Source organism: Paenibacillus sp. J22P169 (assembly GCF_059691995.1).
The window spans coordinates 53931-67012 of record NZ_JCAUAO010000011.1 but is presented as its reverse complement, the minus strand read 5'-3'; the positions used below and the strand labels follow the sequence as shown (position 1 = coordinate 67012).

At 46.6% G+C, this 13082-nt stretch carries 9 protein-coding genes and 1 pseudogene; 1 reads left to right on the top strand and 9 read right to left on the bottom strand.

From position 1 onward, the window contains the following. Positions 1 to 53: 53 nt before the first annotated feature. The 9 genes and pseudogenes from AC58QG_RS31195 to AC58QG_RS31155 form a co-directional block, all read right to left on the bottom strand. Complete coding sequence (locus AC58QG_RS31195; protein WP_497365933.1) at positions 54 to 926, bottom strand: carbohydrate ABC transporter permease; 873 nt, start codon at positions 924 to 926, stop codon at positions 54 to 56. 28 nt (positions 927 to 954) lie between these two features. Further along, positions 955 to 1848, bottom strand: coding sequence for an ABC transporter permease (locus tag AC58QG_RS31190; protein ID WP_497366028.1), 894 nt, complete (start codon positions 1846 to 1848; stop codon positions 955 to 957). A gap of 334 nt (positions 1849 to 2182) precedes the next feature. Continuing rightward, on the bottom strand, positions 2183 to 4501 hold the full coding sequence (locus AC58QG_RS31185; protein WP_497365932.1) for a helix-turn-helix domain-containing protein: 2319 nt from the start codon (positions 4499 to 4501) through the stop codon (positions 2183 to 2185). A gap of 71 nt (positions 4502 to 4572) precedes the next feature. Beyond that, positions 4573 to 6132, bottom strand: coding sequence for a glycoside hydrolase family 43 protein (locus tag AC58QG_RS31180; protein WP_497366027.1), 1560 nt, complete (start codon positions 6130 to 6132; stop codon positions 4573 to 4575). Between the two features lie 282 nt (positions 6133 to 6414). Then, a pseudogene (locus tag AC58QG_RS31175) lies at positions 6415 to 7518 on the bottom strand (glycoside hydrolase family 28 protein); the annotation flags it as partial. 284 nt (positions 7519 to 7802) lie between these two features. Next, on the bottom strand, positions 7803 to 8120 hold the full coding sequence (gene ppnP / locus AC58QG_RS31170; RefSeq protein WP_173113861.1) for a pyrimidine/purine nucleoside phosphorylase: 318 nt from the start codon (positions 8118 to 8120) through the stop codon (positions 7803 to 7805). Between the two features lie 79 nt (positions 8121 to 8199). After that, positions 8200 to 10221, bottom strand: a complete 2022-nt coding sequence (gene tkt, locus AC58QG_RS31165; protein WP_497365931.1) for a transketolase — start codon at positions 10219 to 10221, stop codon at positions 8200 to 8202. A gap of 187 nt (positions 10222 to 10408) precedes the next feature. Continuing rightward, positions 10409 to 11308 (bottom strand): formyltetrahydrofolate deformylase, encoded by a 900-nt coding sequence (purU, locus tag AC58QG_RS31160; protein WP_497365930.1) that lies wholly within the window; start codon positions 11306 to 11308, stop codon positions 10409 to 10411. Positions 11309 to 11343: 35 nt separating this feature from the next. Continuing rightward, the gene (locus AC58QG_RS31155) at positions 11344 to 12471 is read right to left on the bottom strand and encodes a deoxyribonuclease IV (RefSeq protein WP_497365929.1); all 1128 of its coding nucleotides are present in this window, start codon (positions 12469 to 12471) and stop codon (positions 11344 to 11346) included. A 123-nt stretch (positions 12472 to 12594) separates the two neighbouring features. Between AC58QG_RS31155 and AC58QG_RS31150 the strand changes: the two genes are divergently transcribed. Then, positions 12595 to 13023, top strand: a complete 429-nt coding sequence (locus AC58QG_RS31150) for a DUF2621 domain-containing protein (protein WP_497365928.1) — start codon at positions 12595 to 12597, stop codon at positions 13021 to 13023. The last annotated feature ends 59 nt before the right edge of the window (positions 13024 to 13082 follow it).

Below are 13082 nucleotides of genomic sequence, written 5' to 3'. Positions count from 1 at the left end.
TACTCATCTCCTCTTCATGAAAGGGCTATTTGTCGTTTATTAGCGCCAAGCTTCTATCCTTTGACAGAGCCTAGCATGACGCCTTTTGTAAAATGCTTTTGCAAGAACGGATACACAATCAAGATCGGCAATGTCGCAAACACAATGACCGCCATGCGGATCGTCAAAGGTTGAATTTCCGCCTCATCGAATCCCGTGTCACCAATACGGCTCTGTGCCAGCATAACAATTTCCCGTAGAAGCACTTGAATCGGCCACTTCGCATTATCATTGATATAAATAATCGCGTTGAAAAATTGGTTCCAGTGCGCCACCGCATAGAATAAGCCGAAGGTGGCCATCGCTGGCATAGAGAGCGGCAGCACGATTCTGAACAAGACACCGAGGTCTGTACAGCCATCAATTTTGGCCGAATCTTCTAACCCGTCCGGAATCTCTTGGAAGAAGTTTTTCAAAACGATGAGATTGAAGGCACTAATGGCACTTGGGATCATCAGCGACCACAACGTATTCGTCAGATGCAAGTCCTTGACTACAAAATACGTTGGAATCATACCACCGCTGAACAACATCGTGATCAGAACGCCAAGTAAAATCGTTTGACGTCCTCTCAATTTCTTTTTCGCTAACGGATAGGCCATGAGGGCTGTAAATAATAAGTTGATAAGCGTTCCTACGACCGTAATGTAAATGGAAACCATCATGCTGCGAATCAGGGTATTCGTGGAAAAAATATATTTGTAGGCAGAAAGCGACCATTCCTTGGGAAATAATAGGATGCCGCCACTGGCCACCTCGGATGGGCTTGTAAACGAAATGGCTAATACATACACAAAGGGCAAGATACAGACGAGTGCGACAATGAGCAGCACCGTATAGTTAATCGCATCAAAGATGCGGTTCCCGAGAGTTTTATCATAAGACATTGCAGTCATTCCTCCATTTTATACATTATCAGTAGACGCCCTCTTGCCCGAATCGTTTGGCGAGCCAATTAGAGCCTAGGACTAGTAACAAACCAACCATAGATTTGAAAAGGCCGACAGCCGCGCTGTATCCGAACTGGCCTTGCTCCAAGCCTTTCATATACACGTAAGTATCAAACACTTCCCCAACCTCGCGGTTTGTTGGCGAAAGCATCAAGAAGATGTGCTCAAAGCCCGCATCAAGAAAGTTGCCCAAGCGGAGGATGAAGAGAATAACAATTGTAGAGCTGATGGCAGGCAGCGTGATGTGCCACACCTGGCGCCAACGGGAGGCACCATCCATTCTTGCCGCTTCATATAGCTGCATATCAACTCCGGCGAGCGCTGCCAAAAAGATGATTGTCCCCCAACCAACTTCCTTCCAAATCGACTGTGACACGATCATCGTTCGGAACCATTCCGGCTCCATGAGAAAGGCGATCTTCTCACCCGTCAGCTTAAACAATAATTCGTTGAGTATACCGTTCTCTGTCGTCAACAAAATGTAAAATATACCTACGACCACGACCCATGAAACAAAATGGGGGATATAAACCAGCGTTTGCACGAACCGTTTGAACTTCTCCCTGCGTACTTCGTTCATCATTAAGGAGAGCACGATAGGTAAGGGGAAAAAGAAAGCAATATTGTATAAGGCGAGCAACACGGTATTACGGAATAATCCCAAAAATTGCGGTTCACTAAAGAAACGCTGAAAATGCTTCAAACCTACCCAGGGGCTTCCCATATATCCCAAATGAGGCTTGTAATCCTGAAAAGCCATCAGGATGCCATACATCGGAATGTATTTGAAAATAATGAAATAAACGACCCCTGGCAGCAACATATAGTAAAGCCATTTGTCCCGAATAAGATCTTGCATCCAAACATGCTTGCGCTGTTTGATTTTCACTTTTTTGAGTGGAGCCACTTTCAACCCTGTATCTAGCTTCATGTCCATTCTCTCCTTCTGCCATCCATCCGATATGACTCGAGTATGTGTGATGCCCACATGTAAAGAAATACCTTGCAGATAACTTGATTGGAAATGAGGAAGAGAACCACCGATCTATAGCCTTTTGAAGTCAGACATAGCTTGCATACAACTTGGCATATGCCGAAAGAAACCTGCTTTAACAAGAGTGAAAAGGAAAAAGACTACCTCATTAACCGGTATCTAACCGATAAGAGATAGTCTTCATGATCTTAGGCGACAGCTACTTCTGATCCAGCAGCTCCCGATAGCTGCCTGGTGTCACACCGAAGGTTTTACGGAAGGTCCGGATGAATGCACTAATATTTTTATACTGCAATTTCTCCCCGATTTCTGATATCTTCAGGTTCGTCGTCTCCAGCATCACTTTCGCCATGTTCATGCGGTACTCCGACAAATAATCGCTGAAGGATACGCCTATTTCTTTCTTGAATACGCGGCTTAAATAGACAGGATGGAAATTGAGCGCAGATGCACACGATTCCAACGTCATTTCCTGATCGTACTGTTCATGAATCATTCGCATTAGCCGATCAGCAATATTCAGGAACTGTGTATCCGCCTTCTCGGTGAGAATGCGAACGACTGGCGCGAATAACCGTGATTGAAACCATAAGGAAATTTCCTCGCGCGTCTGCAGCTTGAGGAATCGCTCAATATCTCCCTCGCCGTCCAACACCTTTTTCACAGATACGCCTCGGTCCTGCACGATTAATAAGATACGAGCCATGACCTGCATTAATAAAATATGATGCTCATGTAGAAACCCGTCCTTATGCAGAATCGAAGATAAGTATTGGTTAAAGATGTCCACCGCTTTGGGTAACTGAACATCCTTCAGCGCCTGAATCAACTGATCTTCCACGACCTTCAGATGCGCATATACGGCGGTTTCCGTATTCCCGTTCTGCTCCATGTCCTCATAGTGAACAATGATATCGGCCCCAAGACTAATCCGAGATTTCAACGCCGTCAGACTCTCACCATAAGCTTTAACCGTGTAGGAAAGCTTATCAAAGGCACCGCTGATGCCAATGCTCACTTGCAGTTGAAGGTACTGTTCCACAGTCGATTTAATCAGCTCAGCCGTTTGATAGAAATACGTTTTCAGATCCTGAGTTTGATCCGCTGACACCGCCAGCAACGTAACTTGGGATTCATTCAATAGGATGGGACTAAACCTAGCTTGCTGCGGAAGAAGCTCCCCTACAATGTTATTAATAGCGAACAACAGCAGTTCTCGATCCTGTTCCTGATAGCGTGTGTCCTGAAGGTTATCGATTTGTATCGTAAGAACACCCAGATGATCCCACTCTGTCGGAAACCCATACATTCTAGAGCGGTACATGAAATCACTATCGGAGATTTGGCCCGTAAACAGTTTCAACACAAAAAATTCCTTCAAATGAGCCGATTGCCCCTGCATTTGCTTCTCTAGCCGTCCTCTTGATACGAATAAAGATTGCAAGCTTTCCTTGATATAACTCCATTCATCTGTACCCAAACGCTCTGGATTGGCATCGGTATCCATCTTTTTCATGAATTCAAGCAGGCTGCGGATTGGTGAATACATGCGTCGGCTTCCATAGAAAGCAAAGATGAGGACAAGTAGTAAGATTAGCCCACATACACCGGCAGTGAATAAGGCAATTTTCTTACTTCCTTTCGTAATTTCCTCGATCGAAACGACATTAACAAAGGTCCAGCTATTGTTCCCAGAAGCAAGATACGAAACTCCCATGTTCTTATCACCGATTTTCGCTTTGAAAAAGCCTTGTTTTTGCAGTTGATTGCTCACACGATCCTGAATGATACGATTGATTTCACTATTTGCTTCTTTGTCGCTAGCTGTTGACAGGAAGGCCATCCCCGTTTTGTCCAGCACATAATTGTTGCCTAGCGTATTTTTGGCCGTCAACCCGCCATGAATTTCAGAGGTTGATATCTGAACGACGAGCAGTCCCTTGGGTGTATTCGTCTTCGGAGAAAGCGGGATCTTGTACACGAGACTGATCGTTTCACTAGGGGCAGAAGTAAGCTCCGATGTCGAATCATCCTCAAGTGCCGTATTAACACTCCCTATATCCCTTGTATTCCAAAAAATACTTTCCGGCTGCTTCGCATAGGCTAGAAATTCTTTCTTGTTGTCCATATTGTCTGCTAGCTTTAGTCCATTTAAGGAAACCGCCCAATCTTTCTCAATATTCATGAGATAGGCTTGCTTGACGACGGCTTTGGACTGCATATTATATAATCCCGTCATGAGCTCTCGAACTTGTATGAAATCTTCACCCGTCAATGATTCATTCATACTTCCCTTAACGAGTGAGGAGTTGACGAACTGAAGGGCGGACAATTCCATCGATCTTAAGGTTTGTTCTACACGCATCTGCGTTTGCTGCAATAGCTGCAAGTTACCCTCATTGACTTTCTCTTCGATATCCTGTGTAGCAATATAGTAAGAAGCAATACCAATGATGACTGTTGGAAGCGCACCGAGGATAAGAGTGAAACCGAGTAATCGAAGTAAGTACTTTTGCATGCCAGCACGATTCCCTTCCTATTTAGTAAAGACCGGCATGCGGAATCCTCGATGCCTTCAACCAGTCTTAATTAATCCACATGAAACCAATCGATATCCACATACCCTTGGACTGTCGGTTCACCCTTGTTGAGGCAAAATAACCCAAGCTTGGCACCTACCCAGCCGCCGGGTACTGCTTCGAACCCCCCGCCAATTGGTGAGTAATTCTTCCCATCCCAACTATAGCTAAACGTGCAGGATGCCTCTAATTCTACGTCAACACGCAAATAGATCTCGTGAGCTCCATACGGTACAGCTACACTTTCCGTCATCTCTTCACTTGAAAATTCTTTATTCCCGCTGCCTTCGCCAAAAACTAGCTTAAACCCTAGATCTGTTTTTTGCAACGCTGTGTATCGGTACGAATGCCCAAAAACGGTCAATCCCGCCAGCTCATGTTTAGCCATATGCTGGAATGAAAGCTTGGCTGTCGCCGCAAATACAGGCGCAGGAAACTTCTGACAGAGCACATTCGGAGCCCCGTATAACGTAGCCGCTTGCTCAGGGAGCTGTTGAGCGTAGAGGCGCAAACTGCCTGGATTCGCTGTGAGTGAATACCACTCATTTCGATAGTTCGCTTGCCACTGCCATTGCAGCCCTAAGGATGGAGCATCGAACTCGTCGCTGGTTTCCGGCACCGTAAATGGATAGTCCCGGCCTACGTTAGGCTTAACGTGAATAAGTACAGGCTCGCCTATGCCATCGCCGTTCGTATCGATGCCCATGACTGGCCAATCCTTCTCCCAGCTCATTGGCTGAAGATGTACAATTCTTCCGTATGCTTCACGATCCTGGAAATGAAGAAACCATGCCTCACCTGAATCCAGTTCAACATAACCGCCTTGATGAGGACCGTTGGTCGGAGAATCTCCTTGGTGCAGAACAATCTTATCCTCATAAGGGCCCATAATCTGTTTGGAGCGCAGAATCGTCTGCCAACCAATCGGCACGCCCCCGGCAGGGGCAAAGATATAGTAATAGCCATTTCGCTTATATAGCTTAGGACCTTCAATCGTTGGGTGATGCTCTGTACCATCAAAAATTATCTCACCATCGCCCAGAAGTGCCGTCCCATCAGGACGCATTGGGCAAATTTTCAGCATACTTTTAATGCCCGTACGACTCTTTGCAAAAGCATGAACCAGGTAGGCCTTGCCGTCTTCATCCCACAATGGACATGGATCAATCCAGCCTTTCACTTCTTTAACCAAGTGCAAAGGTGACCATGGACCCGCCGCATTCTCGGCAGTTGTCATATATATCCCCTCATCCGGCGCGCTAAAGAAAATCCAAAACTTGCCATTATGATAACGAATGCTCGGAGCCCAGACACCTTCTCCATGACGCACCGCATCATAACTATCGGGTAGACGATCAATCGCATAGGCGATGACGGTCCAGTTCACCAAATCCTTCGAGTGAAGAATAGGTAAGCCAGGAGAGCTGTTAAAGCTGGAAGCCGTCATATAGAAATCTTCCCCGACACGTACGACATCAGGATCCGAGTAATCGGCATACAGAATGGGGTTGCGGAATTGACCATCTCCCAAATCAGCAAACCAGGTTGGTTTCCGATGGCGATCTATAATTCGGATATTACGGCAGTTCCTTTGTGTCAGCACATCACCTGATTTCGGGGTGATACGAACGTCCTGAAACAGGATATCTTGCGCGTCGATACAGATGATACCTGTATCTGCGGCAACGGTTACTCGTTCAAAATGTAGATCCTGAATCGGCATTTCCGGTAGTCCCCGGATAAAAATACCCTTGGACGAGCCCTCACTCACCGTATCCTTAATCGAGATATGACGGAAGCAAGGCGTTTCCTCTGTGACCTCGACCCAGTCCACCTCATCCTGTTTGATTTCATAATACATATCAAAAACAATCGCACTGTGGATGATATCCTTCATTTGAATATTTGTTATCTGGATATGTTCGACGATGCCGCCGCGACCTCTCGTGCTCTTGAAACGAAGTCCGTTGTCTGTGCCTATGAACGTACAATCTGATACATCAACATGACGGATATCGCCCGACATTTCACTCCCCACGGTAAATCCGCCATGTCCATGGTAAACAGTGCAGTTGCGAATGGAGACATATTCAGTAGGCGCGGCCGTCTCGCGGCCTTGTTGGTTTTTACCTGATTTCAGGCAGATCGCGTCATCCCCCACATCAAACATGCAATCATGAATGTTCGCGAATCGACATGATTCTAGATCAAGCCCGTCTCCATTGACGGAATACCATGGATTCCGCACCTTGACGTTGCGAATCGTCACATGCTCACACAAGCGTGGGTGCAGGCACCAGCTGCCTGAGTTTTGGAAGGTTGGTCCATCCAATAGGACCTCGGTGCAAGCCGTTAACCCTAAGAGTACAGGACGTAAGTAAACTTGATAGGGCTCATATTGAGCAATTTCGTAATTTCCTTCAGCTTGAAGTGCTTCTGTGTGCTTTCTCCCGATCATCGCTTCCTCGGTTGGCCACCACAGCTCATTGTCGTCCACAACGCCGCCAGATCGCACGATATCGTTCCATCGCTGCTCGGGGATTTCATGTTTCCTTACTGGACGCCATGCATCTCCTGAACCGTCGAAAATACCTCTCCCTGTTATCGCCACTTGCTGCAGCTGATCCCCATACAGGGCCGGCATGGCCCGCACCGCTTTCAGGCCTTCGTAGTTGCTCAGGATGAGCGGATACTCCTCCCATTTACGGCTGAACGTAACTAGCGCCCCTTCATCCGTATGAAGCCGAACTCGGCTTTGCAATTGGATGGGACCTGTTAACCAAATCCCGCGCGGGATGACAACCGTTCCTCCGCCCGATGCTGCACAGGTCTCAATCGCCTTGTTGAACGCTACTGTGTTGGAGTGGCGTCCATCCCCTACAGCGCCAAAATCAGTAATCACATAGTGTCTATTCGGAAAATCAGGTACTTTCACAGATTGAACTTTCTCTGTCATGATGTATGCTCTCCTTACCTAATATTGTTAATCTTATTATTAAGGAAAAGTGTTTGATCAGCTATGCACTCCAGACAACCAATTTGCCAACTGAACCTTAGAGCTTGCTACATAAGGGCTCCCAGGTTTCATGTGCAGCACAAATGAAGAAAGAAGTTGTCTCCTGCACATTGGTTATATGCTGCATATGGTGTGTCTGGTCCTATCCTTAAATGAAAAAGACTCCCCTTCGCCACTGGAATCATGCATCCAGAAGGAGAAGGGGAGTCTGCGGTTAGCTTGAATTACTCTGCGATATAGGAGCAGATGTAGTCGCTCACTGTTTTCACTTCGAGCTTGAATTTCGCGTTAGCTGGCACAGTAAATTCGCCTTGGCCACTGATCGTAATCCACTCGCTGCTGCCAGGAAGCAATACGTTCAGCTCACCAGCTTGAATTTCCATGATTTCTTTCACATCTGTTCCGAATTCGTATTCACCTGGAAGCAGGATGCCTAGTGTTTTCTTCGTGCCATCCGCGAATTGCACAGTGCGGCTAGTTACTTTTCCATCGAAATAAACATTGGCTTTCGTAAGTACGGTTACATTTTCAAAGCTGGACATGATTAATATTTCCCCCTCTAAAATGAATACGAATGATGGCAAGCCGAGGCTCAGACGTGCTGAGCCCCAACCATTTTTATTAACCTAACAAAGCTTTCACGCGTGCTGCAACGTTCTCTGGTGAGAAGCCGTATTCTCTCAACACGGTATCCCCTGGCGCAGATGCTCCAAATGTCGTGATACCAAGGATGGAACCTTCGTCACCTGTATAACGTTCCCAGCCAAGTGGGTAAGCCATCTCAACAGCAAGACGCTTCTTCACACCTGGTAAGATAACGGAATCTTTGTATTCTTTGGATTGCTTCTCGAACAACTCCAAGCTCGGTAGGCTGACAACGCGAACGTTGATACCTTCTGCTTGAAGCAATTTTTGAGCTGCCACAGCTAGTTGTACTTCAGAACCTGTTGCTAGGATTTGTGCATCCGGTTTACCATTTGCAGCATCAGATACGACGTATCCACCTTTGCTTAGGTTAGCTTTTGCACCTTCAACTGTACCTGGAAGGATCGGCAAGTTTTGACGAGTCAAAACGAGCGCAACTGGACCTTTGGCTTCGGAAATCGCATAACGCCAAGCTTCGGACGTTTCGTTACCATCAGCTGGACGGATTACTGTGATGCCTGGAATCACGCGAAGTGCCGGTAGTTGTTCAATCGGCTCATGCGTCGGTCCATCTTCACCAACAGCAATACTGTCATGCGTTAGTACATAAATGACTGGAAGCTGCATAAGCGCTGCAAGACGGATGGAAGCACGTAGATAATCTGAGAATACGAAGAAAGTTGCTCCGTATATTTTGACTCCACCATGAAGAGCCATACCGTTCATCGCTGTACCCATACCGAACTCACGAACACCGAACCATACGTTGCGTCCAGCATAGTTGCTAGCGCTATAGTTGGATTCGCCTTTGATCATCGTGTTGTTCGAGCTCGCTAGATCCGCGGAACCCCCAATTAATTGCGGCAACTTGCCTGCAACAGCATTGATCGCATTACCAGAAGCAACACGCGTAGCCATAGGCTTGTCTTCTGTTGTGTATTTAGGTAGGTCAGCATCCCAACCAGCTGGAAGCTCGCCATTCACAGCAGCGCTGAATTGGTTGCCAAGCTCTGGGTAAGCTTTGATGTAATCGTTCAAAAGTTGGCTCCAAGCTTCTTCGGCTGCAGAACCTTCTTTTTGAATTTCGGCATAATGTGCACGTACTTCATCCGGAACTAAGAAGTCCGGCTCTTCCGGCCAGCCGTAAGCTTGCTTCGTCAATTTCACTTCGTCGCCGCCAAGTGGTGAACCATGAGGTCCAACGTGACCGCCTTTACCGCCTTTGTTCGGGGAACCGAAGCCGATTGTCGTTTTTACTTCAATCAACGTAGGGCGCGTTGTGTCAGCTTTCGCTTCTGCAATCGCTTTGGAGATCGCCGCTAGGTCGTTTTGCTCTTCTACGCGCAATACTTGCCAGCCGTAAGCTTCGAAACGTGCTTGCACGTTTTCAGAGAATGCCATATTCAATTCGCCATCAAGCGAAATATCGTTGGAATCGTACATCATGATCAATTTGCCCAATTTCAAGTGCGCTGCAAGGGAAACCGCTTCAGAGGAAACGCCCTCCATCATATCGCCATCACCGCAAATTGCATACGTGTAGTGATCGATCACTGGGAAGTTTTCTTTGTTGTATGTTTCTCTCAAATGAGCTTCTGCCATTGCCATACCGACTGCCATACCAACACCTTGTCCAAGTGGACCTGTCGTTGCGTCAACACCTGCTGTGTGACCGTACTCAGGGTGACCAGGCGTTTTGCTTCCCCATTGGCGGAAGTTCTTGATCTCTTCCATTGGCAGATCATATCCGCACAAGTGAAGCAAGCTGTATAGAAGCATGGAACCGTGTCCTGCAGATAAAACGAAACGGTCGCGGTTAACCCATTTAGGATTCGAAGGATTGTGCTTCATATGTTGTTTCCACAGCACGTAAGCCATTGGTGCAGCTCCCATTACCATACCTGGGTGGCCTGATTTTGCTTTCTCAACCGCGTCGATACCGAGTGTACGGATCGTGTCGACGGCTAATTGTTCAATTGTTTTGTTTGATGCAGTCATTCGAAATTTCCCTCCATGATATCTGTATTTTCATCAGCCATTAACTTGTACATACAAGTGACTTTTCTCGCTTGCATTATTGTACCATTTGCTTTAAGGCATTGCCACAATAACTCATTAAAACCTTATACTTCTCTCCTATATGTAAATAGGCTGTACCCATAATCGGATACAACCTGGTTCACCTCTAGTTAAAAACAACCGTTTTATTATTGTGGACAATAATCCGATCCTCAACGTGCCAAGCGACTGCCCGTGCAAGAACGATTCGTTCGATGTGACGACCGATTCTTTTCAAATCCTCGACATTATCCCGGTGACTTACACGCTGCACATCCTGCTCAATAATCGGTCCGCCGTCTAATTCGTCAGTCACATAGTGCGCTGTCGCCCCAATAATTTTCACCCCGCGGTTATGCGCCTGCGCATAAGGCTTTCCACCTACGAAAGCAGGTAGGAAGGAGTGGTGGATATTGATGATACGATTCGCATAATGCTGGATGAACGATGGTGAAACGATCTGCATGTAGCGCGCAAGGACGATCGCATCTACGGTATCGCCAATAACCTCAAGCTGGCGCTGTTCCGCCTCCGCTTTCGTTGCCGCGGTAACCGGAATGTGATGGAATGGGATCCCAAATGGCTCCACGAGGGACCGCATATCATTATGGTTAGAGATCACCATTGCAATATCTGCGTTGAGATCCCCTGCACGCCAATGCCATAACAGCTCGAGCAACGCATGGTCTTCCTTCGAGACGAAGATCGCAATCCGCTTCTTCTGGCTTGCCAAGGAAAGGCTCCAATCCATCGAGAACTTTTCTGCTACGACAGAGAAATCCGCTCGTAACTTCTCAACGCGGCTGGCCAACTCCGCTAAATCGAACTCAATTCGGATGAAAAACATTCCGCCTTCTGGATCCATCGTGTACTGATCAGATTGCACAATATTCGCACCATATTCAAATAGAAATTGCGATACAGCTGCTACAATACCCGGTTGATCCGGGCAAGAAATCAGCATTCTTGCTCTATTTATCAATTCGCTCTCCCGGCGAGTTGAGCTATTCGTGGTTCCCGCTTCCATGTTTATCCCCCTACTGATTTCGGACTGAGCGAAAGCTAAGCCTTCTTCAAGATGTCATTACCTGCAAGCCAGACAATCAATCGTTGATTAATTTGTTCTTCGCTAAGATCAGCGAAAAGTTGTTCCTCGTGAAGAATATCGTACAAGCGCTCCAACGGCTCGCGTCCGTCCGCTTTCTTCGCCTTCGCATCGTTTTTGAGCAGTTCCCATGTTTTAACAACGAAATCGCGGTAGTGAATGTCTTTTTTGTTCATCAAAAAGTCAATTCGCTCCACTTGATCCAGGAACTCGCCGCCAAATCGGCCACTCAGGTTGCCGGAAAGCAACGCAATTTCCGCTTCGTACATCGGACGTTGTGTTTTGTCTTCTTTACCGATCCAAGGGGTTTCTAGAATCATCGGCAAATGTTGCAGCTTCTCATGGTTCGCAATGTTGTTCATTGCTTCAAAGCCAATCCATCCTGAGCCAAGCGGTGCGTGGCGATCCTTGCTTGCGCCGCGTGGATTCTTGCTGTCATTCAAATGAATAACGCCGAGCTTCTCAAGTCCGATCGTGCGATCGAAATGGTGCAGAACGCCGTCTAAATCATTCACGATATCATAGCCAGCATCATGAATATGACAAGTGTCCATACAAACTGTCAGTTTGTTGTTGAACTCTACACGCTCCATGATTTCTGCGATTTCTTCAAAGCTGCGACCGATTTCGGTTCCTTTGCCTGCCATGGTTTCCAAGGCAATGTTAACATTCGTATCTTTGACTCCAGCAAGCACTTCATTTAAGCCATCAGCAATTCTAGCAATCCCATAGTCCGCATCCTTGTCTGTATATGCACCTGGATGAAGCACGATATTGCGAACGCCGATATAATCCGTCCGACGGATTTCTTCTTGAAGGAAACGTACCGCAAGCTCGAAGGTATCTTCCTTATAAGAGCCCAAATTGATGATATAAGGTGCATGAACAACGATTTCATTCATCGCATGCTTGTCCATCACAGCTTTGCCTTCTTCAATGTACTGCTCTTCGATCGGTTTACGGCGCGTATTCTGCGGTGCGCCTGTGTATATCATAAACGTGGATGATCCGTAGGAAACGGCTTCTTCTGCTGCATTTAGTAAACCTTTATCTGAGAACGAAACGTGTGATCCAATTTTAGGCATAGTCCATAACTCCTTTATTAGTAGCTGCTACCCTCCTATTTTACTCGTATTGTCGCAAGAAATCTAGAAATAAGGTATAATTCTTACTATCTATTTGAAGCAAATTAGTGAGGTGACAAATAAATGGCGAATGATTTATTCATGTGGTTCATCATTTTCTGGGTATGCGTGCTGCTTTTCTTCATGTCCGTGGGCGGATACTTCATGTTCCGTAAGTTTATCAAGGTACTCCCGAAAGAGGATGGCAAATCCAAGCTGGATTGGCAGAATCATTACGTGGACAATTCACGACATCTATGGACGGCAGATTCCAAAGCATTTCTCGACCAATTGGTTTCACCTGTGCCAACGGCCTTCCGTGATATTGCCAAGCATTCTATCGCAGCGCGAATTGGACAAGTTGCACTTGAGGCGAAAGCGGAGGAAGTTACAAGAGATCACTGTATCGAGGGATATATATTAGCAACGCCGAAGCGAGATTATCGGAGTTTGACGAGCTTTCTGGAGAAGCAGCAGATTGATTACAGCGCGTTCAAGCATTTGTTGAATTAACTAGGCTCATCCCCTTTACGGGGGCTTGCCGTTCTATTGTGGAAACGCTTACAATTTGT

Coding starts and splice junctions, on each gene's coding strand:
- AC58QG_RS31195 (WP_497365933.1), bottom strand. CDS start 926: ATGTCTTATGATAAAACTCTCGGGAACCGCATCTTTGATGCGATTAAC.
- AC58QG_RS31190 (WP_497366028.1), bottom strand. CDS start 1,848: ATGCAAGATCTTATTCGGGACAAATGGCTTTACTATATGTTGCTGCCA.
- AC58QG_RS31185 (WP_497365932.1), bottom strand. CDS start 4,501: ATGCAAAAGTACTTACTTCGATTACTCGGTTTCACTCTTATCCTCGGT.
- ppnP (WP_173113861.1), bottom strand. CDS start 8,120: ATGTCCAGCTTTGAAAATGTAACCGTACTTACGAAAGCCAATGTTTAT.
- tkt (WP_497365931.1), bottom strand. CDS start 10,221: ATGACTGCATCAAACAAAACAATTGAACAATTAGCCGTCGACACGATC.
- purU (WP_497365930.1), bottom strand. CDS start 11,308: ATGGAAGCGGGAACCACGAATAGCTCAACTCGCCGGGAGAGCGAATTG.
- AC58QG_RS31155 (WP_497365929.1), bottom strand. CDS start 12,471: ATGCCTAAAATTGGATCACACGTTTCGTTCTCAGATAAAGGTTTACTA.
- AC58QG_RS31150 (WP_497365928.1), top strand. CDS start 12,595: ATGGCGAATGATTTATTCATGTGGTTCATCATTTTCTGGGTATGCGTG.